Below are 22,721 nucleotides of genomic sequence, written 5' to 3' on the forward strand. Positions count from 1 at the left end.
AAAGAAAGATGGCGTGCAAACGGGCTCCCCCGTTTGCACGCCATTTCCTGTGTCCAAGTGACTTTCAACGCCACCCCTGAACATCCCCGATCAGATGGTTCCAATTCGGATCAATAATAATGCCAAATGCTCCGGTATGCCTGCGGATCCTCGCCCCGCTGTTCCATCTCCTGCAAAAAATCCAGGATAGCCACGTCGGTAAACAAAAACGGTTGGGGATCCGACGGCATATCCCAGGGGTAGAATTCGTAGATCCGCCGGCCCTGGCGGTCGACCATGATCACCTCGTGATCCTGACCGGCGCGCAGGTAGTTTTTCCCGAGGCGAGGGATGTTGAAGACAGCTTCATCAGATCGCGCAAGGCCGGGCAGCAGCCGCGCTTCCTCGGCCTGCTCCTGGAGCAGGCGGGCGATGGGCGCCCGGTAGGCGCGCGTCTCCTCTTTGCCCTTGGTGTTGAAGGTGTAGTAGGGATCGACGCCGACCAGGCGCAACAAACGGCGCAGCGCCGCCATCTCGAAGCGCCGGGCGTTTTCCAGTGTAAAGACAGCCTGATTGTAAAGGGGCAACCCCCGCTGGCGCAAGCGCTGGAAGGCCTCAGCCGCCTCAGGCGTCACCTCATAGGGGTGTTCAACATGGGTCATGACGACCACTTCCCGCCGCCCGGGCAGCCGGTACGATGCCAGCAGGTCGGCAAAGGCGTCGGTGATGCGCATCGGCAGGACGACAGGCGTCCGGGTGCCGATGCGGATGCGCCGGATATGGCGGAAGGCGCTGACGGCGTCGAGCAGCCTCTTGAGCGCGCCATCGGACATGATGCCGGGATCGCCGCCGGTGATCAGCACCTCTTCCACTTCGGGATGCTGGCGGAACCAGGCCAGGGCTTTGTTCATCTTGTCTTCACTGGCCGCCGCCTTCGGCGAGAGGACGTCATCGATCTCCCAGTTGCGCTGGCAATAGACACAGATCTGGGCGCAAGTGTTGAAAGGCTTCAAGATGGCGATCATGGGGTAGCGACGGGTCACCAGCCGTTCCGGCGATGTGTCCCGCTCGCCCATATAATCAAATCTCTTGGCGGCATCCCCTCTCCCCGCCGCCATCGCTTCCACATAGTCCGCCGGCGGAATCACCTGGGCGCGAACGGCATGGTCAAAGCGCCGGTGGGGCTCGCGATCCATCAGCATGACATAATAGGGTGTCACCCCGAAGGCGATCCCTTCGGCGCACGCCTTGTCAATGGCCGCCCGCTCCTCGCCAGAGAGTTCGACCAGTTCCTGCATCTGACCGGCGTCACGGATCACATGGCGGCATTGCCAGCGCCAGTCGTTCCATTCTTCCCGCGTAGCCCCAAAATGGTCCAAAATCCGCTGGCGGTTGGCTTTCCGCTGTTGGATCACCCCATCGATCAGACCGTGAGCAAACCCTTCGACCTGCTCCTGCACGGCTTGGCCCAATTGGCTCAGGCGCATATCCCGTCCCGGCGCTGCAGACGGGTGTGACTCATACAGCCCTGTCTTTTCTTTCATCGCCAGGAAGAGATGGCGCATCTCCTCCACAAAGGCCGCAGAGGTGGAGACCGGTTCCCCATGGGCCAATTGGTACAACACCTTGAGGGCGCTCTCCTGGGTCAGCTCCTCGTTCCGGCGAGCGAAGATGTTTTTCAGCACCTGAATCGCCTTCCGGCTGAGCGCCCGCTCCGATGGCGCAGTCAGCGCCCGTGAATGCAGGCTTTTTCGTTCAAAGTCGATCAGGTAGTTGAAAGCGCGTTCCCTGGCTTCTTCGAGGGTGCGGCTGTGGCAGAGCAGTTCAAAGAGGATCGGGTTCTCCTCCCAAAATCGCTCCAGCGCCCGCTGCACATCCGCTCCGTCAACGACTTGAGCAGGCCGCAAAACAGCCGAACCATCCATAAGTCATCCTCCTCTTTGTTGTCATTGACAGGGAAGCAAAAAGCCCGCGGCCTGGAAAGCCGGGGGCTTGAACGCGCATTCAACTAAAGCCTGACAAATGGCAGACTTTTGCGCCCCAACGCACCATCGACGCTGACGAAGTTAGCTGACGGATTCGGGTGGAATGATTCACCCTACCGGCGCAACAGCCGGATTCACCCCAATAATTGGTTCCCCCGCTTCCTGAAGGACAGGAATTAAGCGTTCCCGTGGGCATATGTGCTTGTAACGTATACAGTATATCAGCGTTCCCAACAAAAGTACACCATAATTCCCCAAAAAAACGAAAAACGGCCCTCTTTAGCGAGAGCCGTTTTATCAACGTTATCGGAAATTCGAACCCATGATCAAACCGCTTTTTATTGCTTTTCTGGTAATTCTACTCACCGTGTCAGCAAGCCGGCTTACTCGCCGAGCATTTTCTTCAGGTCTTCTTCCACATTGCCGATCAGGTTCAGGCCGAAGTTTTTCACCAGCACATCGACCACATTGGCCGTCAGGAATTCCGGCGCCCGGCCGCCCAGGTAGATGTTCTTCACGCCGAGGCTGAAGAGGCCGAGGAGGATGGCGCAAGCTTTTTGCTCAAACCAGCTGAGCACGATCGACAGGGGCAGGTCGTTGACGCCGCATCCAAAAGCCTCTGCCAGCGCCAGGGCGATCTTGACAGCCGAACCGGAGTTGTTGCACTGGCCCAGGTCAATGTAGCGGGGGATGCCGTCGATGTCGCCGAAGTCGATGTCATTGAAGCGGAACTTGCCGCAGGAGGTGGTGAGAATGACGCAGTCCTTCGGCACAGCCAGAGCGAGTTCACGGTAGTACTCCTGCTCCTTGATCGGCGCGTCACAGCCGGCGATGACAAAGAAACGGCGAATCTTGCCGGCCTTGACGGCTTCGATGATCTGCGGGGCCAGGGCCAGCACGTTCACATGGTGGAAGCCGGTGGTCATCGTCTTGTCCGATTCCCAGTTGGCATCAGGCAGAGAGAGCGCTTTTTCGATCAGCGCCGAGAAGTCATCGTTGACGATCTTGGGGACGCCTTCGAGGCCGGCGCAGCCGTAGGTCCACATGCGGTCGCTGTAGGAGCCGCGAATCGGCATGACACAGTTGGTCGTTCCTAAGATGGCGCCGGGGAAGGATTCAAAGAGCTTGCGCTGGTCGTGCCAGGCCTTGCCCACATTGCCCTTCAGGTGCGCGTATTTTTTCAGTTCCGGATAGCCGTGAGCCGGCAGCATCTCCGAGTGGGTGTAGATGTTGACGCCCTTGCCCTCAGTTTGCTTGAGCAGTTCCAACAGGGCGTGCAGGTTGTGGCCAGTGACGAGGATGCACTTGCCCTCCACCTTGTCCGAGGAGACGGCGACGGGAACGGGGATGCCGAACTTGTCTGTATGGGCGCGGTCGAGCAGGTCCATCACCTTGACGGTGGCGGTGCCCACCTTCATCGCCATGGCCACATGCTCGCCGAGATTGAAGTTAGAATTGGTCAGCGTCGAATAAAGGGCTTCCTGGGTGATGGCGTCCACCTCAGGGTCGCTGTAGCCCAGTTCCCGGGCGTGGGTCGCGTAGGCGGCGACACCTTTCAAGCCAAAGATGATCGTATCTTGGAGGCTGGCGATATCCTCGTTTTTTCCGCAGACGCCGACTTTCGTGCAACCGCCTTTTACGGTTTGCGAGCACTGGTAACAGAACATGAAGCAAATCCCCTTTCGTTTTTATAACTTACTAACTTACTTATATAATAACGGTCCTTAGACGCAGAATCTGTGATATTTGTCACAGTCGAGCAGAAAAATATCTTGCCGGACATTGCGGCCCCTCTGGCCCAATGCTACAGTTATGATTACATACTTGGCGCTGGACAGGCTCATCGGCTTCACCCGCACGGCAACGGCGGAGGAGGGCGACAGGGGGCAGCGCATCAACACCAATGAACCCCGAAGCAAACAATTGCACCCGCAAGCGCCTTTACGGGAAAGATAGGATGTAACAAAGGAGGATTTCACGTTGCTCGTTCATGAACTGATCCGGAAGGGCCGTCCCGAAAAAGGAGCGCTCTTTGCAAAAAGCGGCAGTTACAGCTATGCTGCCCTTCAGGAGACGGTCGATCGTTACCGCCGCTGTCTCCACGCCCGTGGCATCGGTCCCGGCGATCGAGTCGGCCTCTTTTGTCACAATTCGGCAGAGTTCATCTTCGCCTACATGGCCATCGCCAGCCTCGGCGCGGTCATCATCCCCCTCAACATCATGTTCCGCCCCCGGGAGATCGCCTACATCCTCAGCGACGCCGACTCTCGCCATGTCGTCACCGACCGCCCCCTGGAACTGGCAAGCGCCGAGTTGAATGACAGCGACTTGCCCCTTCAGCACCTCCTGCCGGAGATAGGCGAGGCGGCTTCCGCTTATCGCGACCACCCCCTTCCCGACGTCCACCTCACCCCGGAAGACCCCTGTGTCATCCTCTACACCTCTGGGACGACGGGACGACCCAAGGGCGCCGTCCTCTCCCACCGCAACCTGGTCAGCAACGCTCGTTCCTACACGGAGACGATCAAGGCCGTCGAGTCGGACAACTACCTCTGCGTGTTGCCCCTGTTTCACAGCTTTGCCTGGACCTGCTGCGTCACCACGGCGCTGCTCAATGGCGCTTCGATTACCATCATGGAATCGTTCCAGCCCAAGGAAGCCCTTGCCTTGATCCGTGATTGCGGCGTCAACGTCGTCACCGGCGTGCCCGCCATGTTTGGAATCTACAACTCCCTCGCCGACCCCCGGGACCTGGCCAATGTTCGCCTCTTCGTTTCCGGCGGCGCTTCCCTGCCCGTCGAAACGCTCACCCGTTTCAACGAAAAAACGGGCCAGTCCATCGTCGAAGGATACGGTCTTTCCGAAGCGTCGCCGGTCGTCACCTTCAACCCCATCGGCGCGACAAAGCCCGGTTCCATCGGCCTCCCCCTCCCTGCCGTCTCGGTCATGATCGTCGACGCCACAGGCCAGGATCTGCCTCCCGGCGAGGTGGGCGAACTGATCTGTCAGGGGCCAAACGTCATGTCGGGCTACCTCGGACTGCCCCAGGAGACGGCGGCAGTCCTCCGCGACGGTTGGCTCTACACAGGTGATCTGGCCTACCGGGATGACGAGGGATACATCTTCATCGTCGATCGAAAAAAAGACCTGATCATCGTCGGCGGCCTCAACGTCTATCCCCGGGAGGTGGAAGAGGTCCTCTATGCTCACCCGTCCGTGAAAGAGGCCGCCGTGATCGGCATGCCCGACAAGACGCGTGGTGAAGCGGTCCGCGCCTTTGTCGTCATCCGGGACGGCGCAGAACTGAACCGGAAGGAACTGATGACCTACCTGCGCGCCAACCTGGCCTCATATAAACTGCCCCGGGAGATCGTCGAGTTGGAGGCTTTGCCGAGGAACGCCACCGGCAAGGTGCTGAAGAAGGAACTGAAAACGCGGTAAGACCCCTCTGCCGCCGATGGAACGTAACAGCCCCGATGGAAGCGCTTATCGAGCGCCGCCGTCGGGGCTGCCTGTTTACGATGGTCGGCGCAAAAAACACAAGCAAAAACAGCCAGCCTTGCCAATATCGTATCGAGCCTGCAGGTAAAAACAGCAATATGCCGACGATCCCAATAAACCCAACCAGGTTATAGTAAACTCGTTTTTTCAGCCCTTCCAGGTCTTTCTGAAAAGCGCTTTTTTCCACATCATGCCTCCGAAAACCATTCTGGTGAATTTATGATTCCTTTTTCATTTGATTTCATTCAAGGTCCGCCCCAGCAAAGGGGGTGGTTGTATAAAAATAATTCACCCCTTACGGTATTGTTGAATGCTACCATAAGGGGTCGCAACTGTCCGTTTATTCAGGCTCCGGTTAAAATACCCTTCACGCCGTCCGGTTCCCCGAAGGTTTCTCCAGCACCCGCCACAGGCAGGCGTACAGTTCGTTTAAGGCCACCGGTTTCGCCGCCAGTTCATCGGCATAGGTTCGCCACTCTCCGGTGAGGTTCACTTGAAAGATATCGCTGGTCACGAGCACCACCGGCGGACAGTTGGCCATCGTCTTGGCGACGCCGCCGATCATATCGGCGGCATGGCCGTCGTGAAACTCCGCCTCTGTCAAAACCAGGTCTGGCGGTTCAGCGCCTGCCAGAGCGATGGCCTCCTCCATCCCCCGCGCCACCACCGGAGCGCCGCCCAAGACGGTGACGACACGGCTCAAGAGCAGGATCGAGGTGGGATCCTCGTCAACGATCAACACCCGGCGATGGGCCATATGGGTTTTCAACCGCTCCATGTTGACAGGCCCTTGGCCGTTGGCTTCAGCCGGCATCTCCAGGTAACGGACCGGCGCATCCACCGTCACTGTCGTGCCCACGCCTTCTCGCGATTCCACGTCGATCTCACCTTGCAACGTATGGACCAACTGCTGGGTGATGGCCATCCCAAGGCCGGAACCAGTGATCTTGGTGACGCCCTTGGCCCGGTAGAAGGGGTCGAAGATGTGGGCCACCGTCTCCATGTTCATCCCGATGCCTCTATCGGCGATCCACAGGCGCAAGCGCTCCCCTTCCCGACTGATGCGAAAGACCACTTGGCCCCCCGCCTGAGAGTACTTGACGGCGTTGTCGAGCAGGTTGAGCAGGATCTGGCAGAGCTTGCCGAAGTCGCTTTCCACCAGCAGCCGCGGAGAGACCTGGTTGTCGACGATATAGTCGACCCGGGCGCGGCGCGCTTTATAGGCGATGACGGCGCTCACCTGGTCGGCCAATTGGGGGATGGAGAACACCTTATTCTCGACGGCCTTTTTCCCCAACTCGATGGAGGAGAGCTCGAGCACCTGAGTCAGCAAGTTGTTCAGGTTGTCGGCCGCTTTGCGAGTCATATCGAAGTAGGTGGCGATCTCCTCCTGGAGCGCCTCCCGCTCCGGGAGCCTTTCCCCCTCCGGAAGCTCTTTCCCCACCTGACGCGCTTTCCCTTCCTGGGCCGGTTGGCTCGTTGTCTCCACGCCCAGTTGGGTCACGCCGAGGATGACGTTCAAGGAACCGCGCAGGTCATGGGAAAGCTCGGCGATGAAGCGCGTCTTCATGTGGTTGGCCCGTTCGGCGTCTGATTTGGCCAGGGCCAGTTCCTCCGCCATGTTGCGCTCCGTATCCAGGGCCGCCTGCAACTGCCGGTGCAGTTCATGCTGCTCGGTGATGTCATAGGCGACGATCAAGAGGCCAACGATCTGCTGCTCCTCGTTGTGGAGGGGCACATAATCAACGTTGAAGGACTTGTTCCGCCAGGCGATGACAGCCCGGCTGACCGTCTCATTTTCACCCTCGACGAGCCGCTCCAGGTGGGTTTTCAGTTCCCCGAAAAAGGGCGGCACCTGCAAGCCGAAGAGGTTCCGGTTGACGGCCTTGTAACTGGGGATGTCGAAGAGCTTCGTCGCCGCCGGGTTCCACTCCAGCACCCGGCCTTCCAGGTCGATGGCGATGACGGCCACATTGATGCTCGTCAGCACGCTGTTTTTCAGGGCCGACACGGCCAGCAACTCCAGCGTGCGAACCTCCAGTTCCTCATTGATCGTCTCCAGTTCCTCGTTGGCCGCCTCCAGTTCCTCGTTCGTCGTCTCCAGTTCCTCATTGGCCGATTCCAATTCTTCGTTAGTCGTCTCCAACTCCTCGTTGGCCGCCTGCAGCTCCTCGTTGGTCGTCTCCAACTCTTCGTTGGTCGACTGCAGTTCTTCCGCAATCGAGAGCGCGTCGGAGAGTTCCTTTTCCATGCTGTCCATCTCCCGTTCCGTCGGGAGCACTGGACCGCTGGTCCGCCGGATCACGGGCGTGAAGATCAGGATCAGGATCGGCTTGCGATCCTCGTCAGCGTCGAGGAGAAAGGACAGCGCATAGAGGCGGGGCAACTCCCGCCAGGTGACGCTGATATCCCGGGAAGGCGGAACCAGGCCGCTTTGAAAACACTCCTGCATCTCCGCCTGCATCTTGTCGTCAATCAGTTCGAAGAGCAGCGCTTCCCGCTCCGGCTCTGCCTTTTCCGCTTCGGCCAGGCAACCGGTGAGCAGCTCATCGGCCCGGCGGTTCCACAGAACGATCTTCAGTTGTTCATTGAGCGCCAGGACCGGCGCCGACAGGTTTTCCAGGACGCTGTCGGCCACATAGCGGCGGTTGAGCCGGTTGTCGCCATCCGTCAGCTGCATCCAACCGTTGCGCGGGCGCACATAAGGAACGCGACGCGTGGGAACGGAGCGGGCCCGGTAGATCTTCCAGCGCCGATCGACAAAATCGAAGAGTTCTGGCACCACCGAGGTGGTCTCTGATTTGCCCAAGAAGAGAAAGCCCCCAGGGTTTAAGGCGTACTGAAACATGGTCAGGACTTTTTTCTGCAATTCTTTCTCAAAGTAGATCAGCAGGTTGCGGCAGATCAGCAGATCCACCTTGGCGATGGGCGCCGAGTGGACGATGTCCTGCACGCCGAAGATGACGCAGGAACGAATATGTTTTTTTACCTTATAAAAATCGCCGCAGGCGATCATGTATTTTTCGCGGTAACTTTCCGGCAGGCTCCGCACCTTGGATTCATTATAAAGACCGCGACGCGCCTCCAGGATGGCCGCTTCATCGAGGTCGGTGGCGTAAATCTTCAGTTCGGCTTTTTTCTGGGCCTCTTCCAGCATGTCAATGACCATGAAGGCCACCGAGTACGCCTCTTCCCCTGTCGAACAGCCGACTGACCAGACGCGCAGGGTGTCGCCGTCCTTCAATCGGGCGATCAGGGGTTCCAGGCAATTGACCCGCAGCGATTCATAGGCGGCCTCATCACGCAAAAACTGGGTCACATTGATCAGCAGATCGTCGTGCAATTCGTCCAGCTCTTCCGGATATCGCTTCAGGTGTTCGATGTACTCCTGCACGGACGTGTAATGGAGCTGGGTCATGCGCTTGCGCACGCGCCGCTTGAAGGTGGAGCGCCGGTAATGGACGACATCGATATTCAGCCGGTGGCGCAGCATGTCGGCGATTTCCATGTGTTCGTCCAGGGTGAGCTCCCGGCGCACCGTCTCCGGTTCCTTGAGGATCTGGGAGACGATCTTCGGGATTTCGTTGAGCGGAAGCACAAAGTCGATGGCCCCGGTGTTGATGGCGTTCTGGGGCATGGCGTTGTAGTGGCTGTTGGACGAGTCCTGGGCGATGGTGAAGCCGCCGTGCTCCTTGATGCTGATGATCCCATTGCTGCCGTCTGAACCGGTGCCAGACAGGACAACGCCGATCACCCGCGACCCAAAAGCTTCGGCGGCCGACTCAAAGAGCACATCGATCGAGGGGCGCGCGAACTTCACCTTTTCCGATTCAGCGTCGAGATGAATCCGGTTTCCGTGCAGGACCAGGTGGTGGTTGGGCGTAGCCACGTAGATCGTCCCGCCGCAGATGACCTCGTCCTGGACGGCCTCCTTCACATCCATGAGGGAGGTGCGCTTCAAGATGGCCGTCAGGTGGGAGGGGTAGCGCGGCGACAGGTGTTGAACGATGAACACGGCGAGGTTCTGATCGGGGCTCAGCCGGTTGAGGACCTCTTGAATGGCCCGCAACCCGCCGGCTGAAGCGCCGATCGCGAGCACCCACAAGGCCTGTTCTGGTTCCCGGTTTTTCTCTTCCATCCGGAGTCGGCCTCCTCATTCCCGGGGGTTGGCATCCGGTGAAATATCCACATCCTGCTATGACATGCGCGTTGTCGGCGCAGAAATCCACTTTGAGACTTATCAATCGTTATAGTAATTTCAATCGCTTTGATCATTCCATTCTTTTCCCTCAGGGCCGTTTCCTGCTCTTTCACAAAAAAAGCGCCGCTTTTTACGGCGGCGCTGTACTGGATGGCGATTTTTCAGGCGACGATGACCAGATTGGTTTGCGCCTCATCCATCAGATCGATGATCTCGACGACGCGATTGTCTTCCATCACACAGACGACGGGTCGCAGGGGCCAACCGGCGTTTTGCTTGACCACGAGACCTTTCTTTCCATTGCATAACTCTATCAGGCTGCCATTGGGGTAGATGGCGACGGTGCCGCAAAAGTGACGCACCATGGCAGGGTCAAAATAAGCGCCCGACTGGGACCAGATGTATTCATAGGCTTTGTGCCCCGGGAGGGGCTGCCGATAGGGACGGCGCGATGTCAAGGCGTCATAGACATCGGCCACGGCTGCGATGCGGCCGAACAAATGGATGTCCCCGCCCTTGACGCCTCGGGGATAACCGGTGCCATCGTATTTCTCCTGATGCTGAAAGGCCACATGGGCCGACAACAGGCTGGAATTCTTGCGCAGGAGATCGTAACCGAAGCGGGTGTGCTGCTGCATGATGGCGTATTCCTCTGCCGTCAGTTTCCCTGGTTTTTTTGTGATCTCCGCGGGGATTCTTGTCTTCCCGATGTCATGCAAGAGCGCGCCCATCCCCAAAAGAGCCAGTTCTTCGCGTCTTAATCCGGCATGCATGCCGATGATGATCGAGAGCACGCAAACGGACACACAGTGGGAGTAGGTATATTCATCGTAGTCATGAAGGGCGCTCAGATCGAGGAGGGTTCCCCGATTGCGGACCAATTCTTCGACGATCATCTCGACACTTTTTTTGGCGCTGGACAGATCCCTGTCAACCCGCGGCGACGCCAACATCTTCACCAGGTGTCGCGTGTTCTTCATGACTTCTACGAAGACCGGCTCGGAAAGGGCGTTCTCGTAGTCGATCAGATCGCCAAAGGGACTCTCGATATAGATGGATTGAATGGCCAGATCCTTCAGCCGTTGAAGATACCCGCTGGTCAGTTGTACCCCCCTGGCCAACAGGATGCTGCCCCGGCCGTCATAGACCGGTTTGGCCAACACGGCGCCCGGTTCGACCAGGCTGACGGATATTCGCATCATGCCCTTGGTGCCTCCCTGATGCTGTCGTTTTGCCCCGGGGGTTCGGGCCGAACGGCGGCCTCACCCGTTTCTCGTCAACGCGAATATGAACATCCCATATTATTATAAGCCAGTTGACGGCGGTTGGGAATATGGGGGAAAGAAATTTTTGTATAGATAATTAGGAGGTTTTGTATAACCCGGCGCCAAGAGCGACAAGTCGGAAAACAGCTTTGGCCGTGGCAAAGAGAAAGGGTTCGGCCAGTTGCATCGCTTTCGGCACATCGACGGGGAGGCGGGTGCAGGCGACGAGGGCGGAAAAGTTGGCCTCCAACTCTTCATGGTCCTCGATGCCGCCGGAGATGACGATCACCGGTTTGCCATAGACTTCGGCGATCTTCGCCACCCCGGCGGGAACCTTGCCGTAGGCCGTCTGCCGGTCTGTCTTGCCTTCTCCTGTCACGACCAGATCGGCGGCGGCCACCTTCGCCTCCAGTCCGGTAATCTCGCTGACCAGGGTAAAACCGCGCTCCAGCCGGGCGTCGAGAAAGGCCATGAGCCCCGCTCCCAGGCCGCCGGCGGCGCCGGCGCCCGCCCGTTCGGCCACTTGCCGGCCCAGGTCTCTTTCGACCACCGCCGCCAGATGGCGCAAATTGGCGTCCAACTGAGCGACCATCTCCGGCGTCGCCCCTTTCTGGGGGCCAAAGACAGCTGAGGCGCCCGTGGGGCCGCAAAGGGGGTTGGTGACATCACAGGCGGCGACCAGGGTTACCGCTCCGCTTGCGATGGCGGGATCCAGCCCGCTGCAATCGACCCGGCGCAACTGGGCCAACCCAGCGCCGCCGCGGGGGATGACCTTCCCTTCCCCATCGAGCAGCCCCACGCCCAGCGCCTCCGCCATGCCGGCGCCGCCGTCGTTGGTGGCCGAACCGCCGATGCCGATGAAGACGGTCCGGCAACCGGCGTCGATGGCGGCGGCGATCAGCTCGCCTGTGCCGTAGGTCGTCGTAATCCGGGGATCGCGCTTGTCCCGGGGAACGAGATGGAGTCCCGAGGCGGCCGCCATCTCGATGACGGCGCTTTTCCCATCTTGGAGAATGCCGTAATGGGCCTTCACGGCATCTCCCAGCGGTCCTGTCACCTCGCGCTCGACAAATCGTCCGCCAGCGCCTTTGACCATGGCTTCCACAAACCCCTCGCCGCCATCGGCCTGGGGAACGAGATCGAGCACCGGCGAGGTCCAGACCTGGCGGGCCGCTCGCCCGATGATCTCGGCCACCTCCAGCGCCGACAAGGATTCCTTATAAGAGTCCGGTGCGACAACAATCCGCATGGGCCAACCCCTCACTTCATCGTTTGCTGCATGGTAGAGCCGTCCGGTGATCTGACCGGACGGCTCCGCGCGGGTGTTTTTCTTTCGTTGAGTCCATTGGGGCGTCTCTACGTCTTTAGTGTGCCTTCCGTTGATCTTTCTGGATGGCCTCCACCAGCAGTTGGGAAAAATCCTTCGTTTTTTCCTTCGGATGGAGAACCTCCTTGGCCCGTTCCCTCTCTCGTTGAGGAAAGTACTGTGGAGGGAAAACGGGGACGATACGAATGCCATCCATGGCCATCTCTCCCTTCGGGTGTCCTTACCCAAGTCCCTCACCGTTACTATCGTCTTCCGGCAGAGGCGAGTTTAGCCTTTCTGACGTAAAAACTGTCAATATTTTTTCGTGCTTTTCGTGGTCGGCGACAGGGTCTATCCAATCCCTGCATGGCGTTGGCGACAATTTGATCTTGTGCTTTTATGCTCCAGTTTGTATAATATGCCCGTATGTCAAACCCAACTCGAAACGGAGGACCAATCAAATGACCAAATGGATGCGCATCAGCTGCGCCGCATTGCTCACCGCCGGTTTGCTCGTCAGCCTCACCGGTTGCGGTGGCAGCACCCCCGCCACGACGACACCGGCCAAGAAAAAAATCGTCGTCGGCACAGAAGCCACCTACCGCCCCTTTGAGTGGAAGGATGAGAAAGGCGAAATCACCGGCTTTGACGTCGACCTGGCCCGGGAGATCGGCAAGGAACTGGGCGTTGAGGTGGAGATCAAAAATACGCCCTTTGACAACCTGATCGCCGAGTTGCAAAACCAGAGCATCGACATGGTCGCCTCGGCCATGACGATCACGGAAAAACGCAAAGAGAACATCGATTTCTCCCAGCCCTACTACGATTCCGTCCAAGCGATTATCGTCAAAGAAGGTTCGCCCATCAAGACCCTGGCTGACCTGAAGGACAAGAACGTGGGCGTGCAAAACGGCACCACCGGGATGGGGGTCGCTGAAAAACTGATGGGCGACCGCAGCACCAAGATCAAGCGTTTTGAGACCTGCCCGGATGCGCTCAACACCCTGCGCATCGACGGTCTTGACGCCGTCATCGCCGACAAGCCGGTGGCGCAGAACTACCTCGTCAACAACACCGACGCAAAACTTCTCGTCCTTGAAGACCCCACCCTGGAAAAAGAACAGTTCGGCCTGGCCATCCGCAAGGGCGACGGCGAACTGTTGAAGAAGATCAACGACGCCCTGGACAAGCTCGAGAAGAGCGGCAAGATCAAAGAATTGAACATCAAATACTTCGGGTCGAAGTAGGCCGACCATTCCCCGGAACCGGCGCAGCGAGTTTTCGCTGCGCTGTTTTCGTTTATCAGGAATATTGCTACATGATCATGTAGAGCGTCGTTCCCTTCCATGTATGTTTTTTTATAACACCGTCCCTTGGTGGCTCTCTCTTTTACTTTTTACTGCTCCAAAGGGATAGGCAAAGAACAGATCGCCATCATATCGACAATTATTTTCATCCGCTTCCGTCGAGAAACCGGTCGATTCCTTTGTTCCCTGCGGAATTAGTCGGTTTTACTGAGATCGTGCTTCCATTCATTTTTATCTTCACGATAAAATTTCATAAAAAGCATCGAAATTAATGTTTTAAAATAGTTAAAATTGATATATAATATACGTAAACTAGAGAGAACAACTGTAAAGGATGGGAACGTACATGCGTCAAATTAATGAGTTTTCTCCCCATGATAAGGCGTTGTTGCAACTCGACGCGGACTATCAGCGCTATCGCCAGTCTGTCGAATTTGCCTTTCAATTGGCCCAAGACCTGGTCAACCGCGCCATCGAGCCGGTGATGAACGAACTGAACGCCGTTCATCAATCACTGGAAGAACTGAAGACGACCATCAAAGAAGAAAGTGAACGCCAAGCCCTGGCCGCCGAAGCCGCTGCAGAGTCTGCCGAAGCGGCCGAAGCGACGATCGAACTGGTCGACGAAGCGCCCCGCCGCGGCCGCCGCCGCAAAGCGGCCGAACCGGTCGCGGTGAAACCGCCCCGCATCCGCTGGGGCAGCAGCGAAGACGAGATCAAAGCGACGATCTTCGAACAACTCCGCCTGCTCGAAGAACGGGGCAAGGAGATCACCGTCACCAACATCAAGGAAGAGGTTCCCAGCATGATGCGCTTCCTCTACGGCAAGGACGCCATGTTCCAGGGGATCAACGCCCTGATCGAAGAGTACCACCGGAGAAAGAGCGAAGGCGAGTTCTCTGTCGAAACAGCTCCGGTAGCGGACATGGAAACCGACGACGCCGTTGTTGCCGAAGGCGATGCCATGCCCGAGATGGTTGAAACGGAAGAACTGGCTGCGGAACAAGGCGCAGCGGAATAAGCCACAGACAAGTACATGAAATCAGTGAGGCGGCGCCCAAACCAGTGGTATGGGCGCCGCCTCTTTCATTTCCTCGGTTAGATCAGATTCGATTTTTTGAGCAGTCGGGCTACGATGGCGGACACTTCCGCTCGGGAAATGCTGTCCTTGGGCGCCACCAGGTTGCCACTTCTGCCGGAGACAATGCCGGTCTTTACGCACGTCGCGATATTATTTTTCGCGAAGGCGGCGATCTCGCCTGCATCGCCGTAGCCTTTCAGCATATCTTCCACTTCCCCGGCCGAGAGTTCCACTTTCATTCCGGTGACGGTCATCGCTTTCGCGATCATGGTCATCGCTTGTTCACGGGTCACCTTATCCATCGGGCCGAATTTGCCGTCTCCATAGCCGGAGATGAGTTGATATTCGACGGCTGTCTTGATTTTGTCGCTGTACCAATCGGATGCGTTGACATCGGTAAAGGGATTATCGCCCACACCGGCCTTTAATCCCAGCGCGTTGACGATGATCGTCGTAAACTCAGCGCGGGTGATGTCCCTGTCCGGTTCAAAGTTGTTGTCGCCCACACCGCTAATGATCATTCTTGATCCCATGTCATTCACGGCGTCTTTTGCCCAGTGGTTGGCCACATCGCGGAAGGCGACGGGATGGGAAATCAGGGAATAGGCGCTGTTGGTTACGCTGCGGATGACGGCATAGGGTTTGCCGTCGATCACCGTCAGTTTGGTCGGCACGTGCCGCACCGTTCCATCCGGTTCCGTCACGACCCCGGTCGTGACTTTGCTCGGGTCTACGCCCTGCGGGATCGCAATGGTTCTTTCGACATAGGCATTGAATTTCGAGACGGAAACGGTTTTGTTGTTATAGGTGCAGGTTACGGAAAACTCCACCGGCGGCGCAACGACGATGAAATTCCCTTTTTTCGCCGCATCCTCCACGACCTGAGCAACTTCCTGGGTCGGTTTCGCGATCTCCACATGGATCTTCAGGTCTTTCAGTTCCACCTCTTGACCGATCTGGGCTCGCACATCATCGATTTTTATCTGTAGCGCCGGCAGTCGATAGCTCGCTTGATCGGCTTTTATCTCCAAGGTCGCCTGCTTCTGTTCCATCGCCTTGACGATGTCGCCAGTCAGTTCCCCAATCACGGCGTCCGATTTTGCGTTGGCGGTGATGGTGACCGTCGCATTTTTCCCTTCCGCATCCAGCCTCTGTGTCATTTTCTGAGGATCCACCGATATCGTGGTGATCGTCCGGTTGCCTAGGGTGGATGTGTTCGCCGTTCCCGTATTTTGCGCTGTTCCGTTGACGAAGACGACAGCTCCGGTCGCAGGCGTTGTCGACGGTGCGCTGGCGCCGCCTCCGCCGCTGGAGGACCGGTGCGGCGTTGCCGTCACCTCATTCGAAAAAGCGCTGTCTCCACCGGCGTTGGTCGCCTTGACAGCAAAGGTATACAGAGTGTCGTTGATGAGGCAGGTTGCGTCATACTTGTACACAGAATCGGTTACGGTATACACCGCGTTGGCAACAGCATCGCCGTTCACATAGACCTTGTAGCCCGTCGCGCCGATGATGCTGTTCCAGACGATCGACGCATAACTGTCCCCCGAAGCAGACAACTGCAACACAGGCGCTCCAGGCGCCGCGACTTGGGGCGTCGCGCTGAGTTGATTGGAAAAGGCGCTGTCACCCCCGTCGTTGGTGGCTTTGACGGCGAAGGTATAGGGCACGCCATTGGTGAGGTTCGTGGCGACGTACTGGTAAACCGAATCGACGACAGAATAGACGGCACCGGCAACAGAATCGCCATTCATGAACACCTTATATCCGGCTGCATCCTGAACGGGACTCCAGGTGATACCGACGAGCCCGTCTCCCGGTGTGGCCGATAAAAGGGTGGGCGCAGACGGCACCGTTACCGTTGAAATATTGAGGGTGATGGGGACGCTTCCCGAAAGTCCGACTTCGTTCGTAGCCGCCATGGTGATGTTCCGGACCGGAGCGGGCGTATTGGAATCGTTATGGTACGTGACCATCTGGGCGACTTTTTGCACCACTTCATAGTTGATGTTGCCGCTGAACAGACGGACACTGGTTATGTACAAGCTCGCGCCCAGACCATGCCCGCCCGAGTTGTCATAGGAACCGCAGACAAAACGGAACTGATAGGTGCCATCAGACGCAAGGGTTCCCGTCGATGTGGTCCAACTCTGGCGAAGGCCGCGACCATACATCAATTCCGTCGTCTCAGTGACATGTCCGTTTCCGTCCAGCTTCTCAATGAATCCATAGACTTCGTAGTCATCGCCGCCGTTCTCGGCTTTCCAATCAAAGGCGATCGTGTCGCCGGCTTTTGCAGAGAAGGGAGCGCTGATCGCCTCGGGTCCGAAAACGGAATCATAGGGGGTGCCACCATTATCCTGAACCGTTCCGGAAAACCACATGCGCAATACTTTTTTTCCGATCGTGCTATCGTACATGACTTGCTTGTTGTAGGTTCCGGGATAGGCCATGGGCATTTCGATTCCTTCGTACCCCTGGGAACCTGCTGTATTATAATTGCGGTCTGTCGTAAATGAATAGGAATTATTTTGCCCGGTGATCACGTATGGACCTGAGCCTGACTTGCTGACCGGATGCCCTTGCGTTTTGCTGGCCAAGGGGCCTAAGGTCACTTGGTTCAGGTTGACCGTCCACCCGGGGATCACATTCCCGGTAACATTGGAGAGAAAATCACCATTTTCCAAGGGCGTGGAAAAATCGATCTGCAGCGGCTTTCCATTCTGTCCGTTGTTCACGCTGTTGATCGAGCCCACCTGAACTGCCTGCGCGCCATCGCCTAAAAAGACGGCGCCGGCCACAATGGACACATCGCCGTTTCCGGTAGCAGGCGACAAGGATTCCGGTACCGATAAGGTTTCGTCGGAAGTGGCGCTGGCAATCGTGTATACCAATGAACCGTTTGAAAAGGACCCGGAATTGCTGATCGCTGCATTTTCACTGACTTTGATGGCTGCTTGTCTCGCCGCATAGGCGATGGGCGACGTTACGCCGGTAATGCTGATGGATCCATCTGAAGCTGCGACTGGCAGCGGAAGGATCATGGCGCACAACATAAGCAAGGTCAGGATCACAGAAATCATCTTTTTCCTGTATTGCATTCGATTCACCTTTCTTTACTGCGTCGACTTGTGCTGCAGTTGCCGATTCACTTTTTCGACTTTCTCTTATGTCGTATGAAGATTACTAAAGCACAAATAAAAGCAACATATGTTTCTTTACGGCAAAGCCAAGCGTGATTATACCATTTGTTGTTTAGGTTATTTTTCACATATTACATCAATAATTCCCACATCCCCCTCTCAAAGACGCCGATTGTCTTTTCTTTGGTTTTACATCCTTTTTGCGTACTGGACTAGGCTATCAAAATAGGATCACAAACCGAGTAAAATTACCAGAACGATTGATAAACTACTTATGTGTTTCTTCCCCTTTTTTCCCTCCTCATCATTTCATCATTTGTTCTACATGAATATATTGCCAAACTATCTACTCATTCTACTTCAGGCCAATAGAATCCTCTAATTCTTTTACCAATTTTACTTGCATTATATTGTATATCCTTTTTTATTCTTCAACTGAGAATAAATGTTTAATAAGGTGAACGGATACTTATTAATTGTTACAGCTTATCCAATGTCAAGTAGGATACACCCCCGCGTACACGAGGAGCCTACTAGGAAAACCTAATAATTACGCGATTCTCTCGAAAAAATCCCCTTTCAGGTATCGGGGCGCCCCACCAAGCCTGTACTTTTTTGTTTTTCCCCAAAATCTATTCGATAAACGAATATGCCCCTCCATTTTTCACAAACAAAAACCATCGAGCGATACCTCGTCGATGGTAACCACAATGACTCTTTTCATCAACTACATCTACAGATACTTCCGCTGCACCTTCTCCCCGTTATAACTAAACTGAATCTTCTTCCCATCCACCACCGTTTCGATATACGCCGTCCGCCCCCACAGCGTAAACAAATGGGGCAGCGTCTTCTCCAGGTAGGGAATGTCCAGTTCGACCCCTTCGTAGGCGTGCCGGACCAGCAGTTCGCCGGCGCGGTTGTAGTCGCCATCTTCCACAAACAACGTGGGCAGGCCGCCGTTGGTCATGCGGTTGACCATCTCGTCGCGGATGACTTCCCAGTTCTTTTCGATGATCTGCCACTGATTGCCCACCCGTTTGTACAGGTACAGATCGGCCGAGTCGACCAGTTCCTTCGTCAGGTAGTTGCGGATGAAGGACTGATCGGTGTCCACTTCCCGCACCTCGAAGATCATGTCCCGGCCATAGCGCTGCTCGATGTCTTCAAAGATCTTCAGCCCCAAGAAGTACGGGTTGATGGAACTGCGCGACGGCTGTGTGACCTGGGCGTGCATCTTGGCGAACTCCCAGGCGTCATCCTCCTCCATGTCCATCTCCCGCATGATCCGCATGTGCCAGTAGGTCGCCCAGCCCTCGTTCATGATCTTCGTGCGCATCTGGGGCCAAAAATAGAGCATCTCCTCACGGAGGATGGTCAAAATGTCCCGCTGCCAGTCATCGAGGAAGCGACCATACTCCATGATGAACAGGAGCAGATCCTTTTCCGGTCGCGCGGGGATCTTCCGCTCCTCCTCGCTGCGTCGCTCCTCTTCGCTCGTCTTTTTTCCTGTCGCAGGCGAAGCTGGCGATGCCATCGCCCCCTTGCTCGCCGGAGCGACTTTGCCGGCGCTGCCAGAACTGCCGCTTGCGCCGCTAGTGGCGCTGCCGGCGTTGCTGCCAACCCCTCCTCCGGCGCCGCTCATCCCGCTGCTACCCGCCGTTCCGCTTCCCAAGCCGCCCCCTCCGGCGAGCCGTTGATCCAGTGCAAAGAGATCCTCAAAGGGACTGTCCGGCTGCACCTTCGGTTCTTTGGGCAGGGCATCCTTGATCGTGTGGATGTGGGGATCGATGTGCTCTTGAACCGCCATGGCGGCGTCGAGGAAGGTCTCCACCTTTTCGCGGCCATAGCGGATCTCATACTCACGGATGCGTTCCGCCGACGAGGCCATCGATTCGACCATCAGGCGGGACGTTCCCCCAAAGGCGGCGTTGTTTTTGAAAAAATCGCAGTGGGCCAGCACATGGGCGGCGACAAGTTCGTTCTGAATCGGCGTGTTGCCCTCCAGCAAAAAGGCGTAGCAGGGCGACGAGTTGATCACCAGTTCGTAAATGCGTGACAGGTTGTAGTCATAAGACATCTTCAGGCGATGAAAGCTCTTGCCGAACGACCAGTGGCTGAAGCGCGTCGGCATCCCATAGGCGCCGAATGTATAGAGCACATCGGCCGGCACCACCTCAAAACGCATATCGTAAAAGTCGAGGCCAAAATTCTTGGCGATCGCAATCAACTGGGGAATCGACCGGTTCAGGCGGTCCAATTCCGCTGTGATCTGCCCCTGTTCCACCGGCAGTCCTCCCTTCCCTACTATCTTCTCAACAGTCTATGGGGGGAGGCCGCTTTTTTTTCCAGCAAAAAAATAAACCGCCACAGACATCTGCAGCGGCTGGATCGTTCGGCGACTCCTCGAGTCAATGGAGGATCGGCGGCCCGCCTCCAGCGCCGGTTTGCCGGAAATGCTCCACGCCGCGGGCGATGGCGGCGTCGACGATCTCGCTGAGGCGAATCTGGCTGTCTTCAAAGGGAAACCGGCCCAGCGCCTGGCTAAAAATATCCTGCCAGGTCTCCGTGAATATCTCGGCCATCACCTCGGGCGTGATCGCGTCGACGGAGTTGACGAAAGACTGGTGGCGCAGGTAGAAGATGCGCGTCCAACCGGCCAGGTAGTCGGCCATTTCCGTGCTCTCCGCCAGGGGCAAGGCGCCGGGAAGCAGGGGATGTCCCTGCACCTCACGGGGAATGGTGGGATGGGTGTACGGTTGCGATTTCACGGGATCACCTCATGCACAAGCGATCGGCTCACCCTAGCTGTTCCCCGGAATCGCGTCGCTATACCTCCACCGGAGAGGGCTCGGCAACTGAACCCTCTCTTCGCCGAGGGTTCATCCCAACCACTCCACGCGGTTGCGTCCGCATTTCTTCGCCTCATAGAGGGCCTTATCGGCCCGGTCGATCAGCGTCTGGGAGGTCTCGTTGATTCGGCTGCATTGGGAGATGCCGAAGCTCGAGGTGACGCTGAGCGTCTTGCCGTCAGCGACGAAAAAGGGCTCATTGGCCACCGTCTCACGCATTTTTTCAGCCAGGGCAAAGGCGCCCTTCAGATCCGTCTCAGCGGCGATGATGGCGAACTCCTCGCCTCCGAAGCGGCAAACCGTGTCGGTGGCCCGCACGTTCAACTTGAGGCGCCCGGCCATGGTGATCAGGACCTTGTCGCCGACGAGGTGGCCGTAGTTGTCGTTGATCCGCTTAAAATGGTCGATGTCCAGCATGATCAAGGTCAGGATGCTGCCATAGCGGTCCACCCGGGCCAACTCTTCGGCCATCTTTTGGTCAAAGTAGCGCCGGTTGTACAAGCCGGTGAGCGGATCGCGCAATGATCCGGCCCGGAGGATCCCTTCACGCCGCTTCAAGCTGTCGATGGACGTCTTGTGGCGCAGGGCCACCTCCACCCGCAAGACCAGTTCCTCATGATCGATCGGTTTTTGAATGTAGTCGGATCCCCCCGCCTTCAGGCACTCCAGCCGGTCATGTTTGGCATCGCTGGAGGAGGCGAAGATGACGGGGATGTCGTAGTCTTCCACGGCTTCCTTGAGCCGGCGGACCATGTCCAGTCCGGACATCCGCGGCAACACGATATCGGAAATGATCACATCGGGCTGAAAGGTCTTCACCATGGTCAGGGCGTCAATTCCATCGCGGGCGATCCCCACCTGGTACCCGCGGCGGGACAGCAGATCGAGCAGTATGCGACCTTCCAGGGACGAATCGTTGACGATCATAACTCTTGACACGCGGCTCACCTCTCGAGGGTATGTCACAATGAAAACATTCTCGTTGTCTGTTGAAATCCCTGCTATTTTTCCTGTCTAGTTCCAAAACCCCATCCGCCTAAAACCACGTCACGAACAGCGCAACGAAATGAAAGGGGTCTGCATACATCGCAGACCCCTCTTCGCCGGCCAGGCAGGCCGACCTTATGGTGAGGACCAGCCAACCGATCCGCCGTCCTCCTTAGCCCCTCTCACCTGTATCGGAGAGTGACTATGCAGCTTCTTGGCTGCTCCTCTTGGCTATATAATACACCCGGGAAAACCCGATGTCAACACCCTTTGCACGAACTTTCCCAAATGTTTATCGCCATCTCAAAGACAAGGGGGTGGTGGTACTCTTCCAGCCTGCCCGCCCGGGCAAAGTCGATCAGTGTGGACGACCAGGGAAAGCAGGCGATGACACCGTCCCCTTCCGCCCAAGGGGCGTCGCCGTCTGAAAGGGCGATCAGGGTTTCACAGTGGGGGCATTCGATCTCCCCCCCGTTTTCCACCACCCCGACGATGGTCGCCCCTTTTTCCTGTAACCAGGCCGCCGTCCGCCGGACCACATGCCGGTCCAGGTCGCGGAGCGATGTGACCAGCACCGCGCCGGTGAATCGGTTTCTCAACGGCGCCGGTCGGTTCGTCGCGCCGGCACTGGCGGTAGCGGTAACGGGGCGCTGGCGATAGGGATGGCCGGAGGATGCTGCAAAGGCGTCCATCACCGCCTCTTGGGCCTCGCCTATACCGGACGGTGTGTCGATGAGCAGCACGTCCCGCTCCCCTAACGCCGGGCAGTGGATCCATTCATCGATGATCGCGCGCCGGCGCTCCGGTGAAGCGGCAAGCAAAGACATCCCCTCATCTGGAAGCAGTCCCGCCGACAATACGGCGATGCCCCGCCGCGTCACAGCGGGGATCCAACGTCCTTCCTCCAAGCGCAACGGTTCTTTCAGTCCGAAGAGCGCCGGAATCGCCGGGCCGACCAAATCGGCGTCGACCACCCCGACCGACAGCCCGGCCTTGGCCAACCCGGCGGCCAGGAGCGCCGTCACCGTCGATTTGCCTGTCCCGCCCTTCCCGCTCATCACAGCGATGACAACCTCACAAGCCATGGCGATCTTTCCTCTCTTCATTCCCTATC

14 protein-coding genes and 1 riboswitch are annotated in these 22,721 nt (G+C 57.3%); of the genes, 3 read left to right on the top strand and 11 right to left on the bottom strand.

What is annotated here, in order from left to right; genetic code table 11:
* Positions 1–110: 110 nt before the first annotated feature.
* Positions 111–1,904, bottom strand: a complete 1,794-nt coding sequence (locus tag GTO89_RS09940; protein WP_161261926.1) for a KamA family radical SAM protein — start codon at positions 1,902–1,904, stop codon at positions 111–113.
* Positions 1,905–2,019: 115 nt separating this feature from the next.
* Positions 2,020–2,157: riboswitch (cyclic di-AMP (ydaO/yuaA leader) on the bottom strand.
* Between the two features lie 190 nt (positions 2,158–2,347).
* Positions 2,348–3,631 (bottom strand): hydroxylamine reductase, encoded by a 1,284-nt coding sequence (hcp, locus tag GTO89_RS09945; RefSeq protein ID WP_161261927.1) that lies wholly within the window; start codon positions 3,629–3,631, stop codon positions 2,348–2,350.
* A 313-nt stretch (positions 3,632–3,944) separates the two neighbouring features.
* Between hcp and GTO89_RS09950 the strand changes: the two genes are divergently transcribed.
* On the top strand, positions 3,945–5,405 hold the full coding sequence (locus GTO89_RS09950) for a long-chain-fatty-acid--CoA ligase (protein ID WP_161261928.1): 1,461 nt from the start codon (positions 3,945–3,947) through the stop codon (positions 5,403–5,405).
* A 427-nt stretch (positions 5,406–5,832) separates the two neighbouring features.
* On the opposite strand, the gene GTO89_RS09955 is transcribed toward GTO89_RS09950, so the two are convergent.
* The 4 genes from GTO89_RS09955 to GTO89_RS09970 form a co-directional block, all read right to left on the bottom strand.
* Positions 5,833–9,603 (bottom strand): chemotaxis protein CheB, encoded by a 3,771-nt coding sequence (locus GTO89_RS09955; RefSeq protein WP_161261929.1) that lies wholly within the window; start codon positions 9,601–9,603, stop codon positions 5,833–5,835.
* Between the two features lie 224 nt (positions 9,604–9,827).
* Positions 9,828–10,868, bottom strand: a complete 1,041-nt coding sequence (locus tag GTO89_RS09960; protein ID WP_161261930.1) for an HD-GYP domain-containing protein — start codon at positions 10,866–10,868, stop codon at positions 9,828–9,830.
* Between the two features lie 160 nt (positions 10,869–11,028).
* Entirely contained in the window at positions 11,029–12,180 is a 1,152-nt protein-coding gene (locus GTO89_RS09965; RefSeq protein ID WP_161261931.1) for a glycerate kinase, read from the bottom strand.
* Positions 12,181–12,295: 115 nt separating this feature from the next.
* A complete protein-coding gene (locus tag GTO89_RS09970) occupies positions 12,296–12,454 on the bottom strand; it encodes a hypothetical protein (RefSeq protein WP_161261932.1) in 159 nt (52 codons plus the stop codon).
* Between the two features lie 244 nt (positions 12,455–12,698).
* On the opposite strand from GTO89_RS09970, the gene GTO89_RS09975 reads away from it, so the two are divergent.
* Positions 12,699–13,484, top strand: coding sequence for a basic amino acid ABC transporter substrate-binding protein (locus tag GTO89_RS09975; RefSeq protein ID WP_161261933.1), 786 nt, complete (start codon positions 12,699–12,701; stop codon positions 13,482–13,484).
* Between the two features lie 406 nt (positions 13,485–13,890).
* The gene (locus GTO89_RS09980) at positions 13,891–14,565 is read left to right on the top strand and encodes a hypothetical protein (protein ID WP_161261934.1); all 675 of its coding nucleotides are present in this window, start codon (positions 13,891–13,893) and stop codon (positions 14,563–14,565) included.
* Positions 14,566–14,642: 77 nt separating this feature from the next.
* On the opposite strand, the gene GTO89_RS09985 is transcribed toward GTO89_RS09980, so the two are convergent.
* The 5 genes from GTO89_RS09985 to GTO89_RS10005 form a co-directional block, all read right to left on the bottom strand.
* Complete coding sequence (locus tag GTO89_RS09985) at positions 14,643–17,726, bottom strand: S-layer homology domain-containing protein (RefSeq protein WP_161261935.1); 3,084 nt, start codon at positions 17,724–17,726, stop codon at positions 14,643–14,645.
* Between the two features lie 775 nt (positions 17,727–18,501).
* Positions 18,502–20,055 carry a SpoVR family protein gene (locus GTO89_RS09990; protein ID WP_328793895.1) on the bottom strand — a complete coding sequence of 518 codons (1,554 nt, stop codon included), beginning with the start codon at positions 20,053–20,055 and terminating at the stop codon, positions 18,502–18,504.
* A 124-nt stretch (positions 20,056–20,179) separates the two neighbouring features.
* Positions 20,180–20,539: a hypothetical protein gene (locus GTO89_RS09995; RefSeq protein WP_161261936.1), complete on the bottom strand. Its 360-nt coding sequence runs from the start codon at positions 20,537–20,539 to the stop codon at positions 20,180–20,182.
* 111 nt (positions 20,540–20,650) lie between these two features.
* Positions 20,651–21,559, bottom strand: a complete 909-nt coding sequence (locus GTO89_RS10000; protein WP_161261937.1) for a GGDEF domain-containing response regulator — start codon at positions 21,557–21,559, stop codon at positions 20,651–20,653.
* Between the two features lie 308 nt (positions 21,560–21,867).
* A complete protein-coding gene (locus GTO89_RS10005) occupies positions 21,868–22,692 on the bottom strand; it encodes a P-loop NTPase (RefSeq protein ID WP_161261938.1) in 825 nt (274 codons plus the stop codon).
* Between the last annotated feature and the right edge of the window lie 29 nt (positions 22,693–22,721).

Origin of the sequence: Heliomicrobium gestii (assembly GCF_009877435.1) — a bacterium.
Classification (GTDB): Bacteria; Bacillota; Desulfitobacteriia; order Heliobacteriales; family Heliobacteriaceae; genus Heliomicrobium; species Heliomicrobium gestii.

Bases quoted from the DNA above. Each gene is read 5' to 3' on its own strand.
- GTO89_RS09975 (WP_161261933.1), top strand. From the start codon at position 12,699: ATGACCAAATGGATGCGCATCAGCTGCGCCGCATTGCTCACCGCCGGT.
- GTO89_RS09955 (WP_161261929.1), bottom strand. From the start codon at position 9,603: ATGGAAGAGAAAAACCGGGAACCAGAACAGGCCTTGTGGGTGCTCGCG.
- GTO89_RS09940 (WP_161261926.1), bottom strand. From the start codon at position 1,904: ATGGATGGTTCGGCTGTTTTGCGGCCTGCTCAAGTCGTTGACGGAGCG.
- GTO89_RS09985 (WP_161261935.1), bottom strand. From the start codon at position 17,726: ATGCAATACAGGAAAAAGATGATTTCTGTGATCCTGACCTTGCTTATG.
- hcp (WP_161261927.1), bottom strand. From the start codon at position 3,631: ATGTTCTGTTACCAGTGCTCGCAAACCGTAAAAGGCGGTTGCACGAAA.
- GTO89_RS09980 (WP_161261934.1), top strand. From the start codon at position 13,891: ATGCGTCAAATTAATGAGTTTTCTCCCCATGATAAGGCGTTGTTGCAA.
- GTO89_RS10005 (WP_161261938.1), bottom strand. From the start codon at position 22,692: ATGGCTTGTGAGGTTGTCATCGCTGTGATGAGCGGGAAGGGCGGGACA.
- GTO89_RS09960 (WP_161261930.1), bottom strand. From the start codon at position 10,868: ATGATGCGAATATCCGTCAGCCTGGTCGAACCGGGCGCCGTGTTGGCC.
- GTO89_RS09970 (WP_161261932.1), bottom strand. From the start codon at position 12,454: ATGGATGGCATTCGTATCGTCCCCGTTTTCCCTCCACAGTACTTTCCT.
- GTO89_RS09965 (WP_161261931.1), bottom strand. From the start codon at position 12,180: ATGCGGATTGTTGTCGCACCGGACTCTTATAAGGAATCCTTGTCGGCG.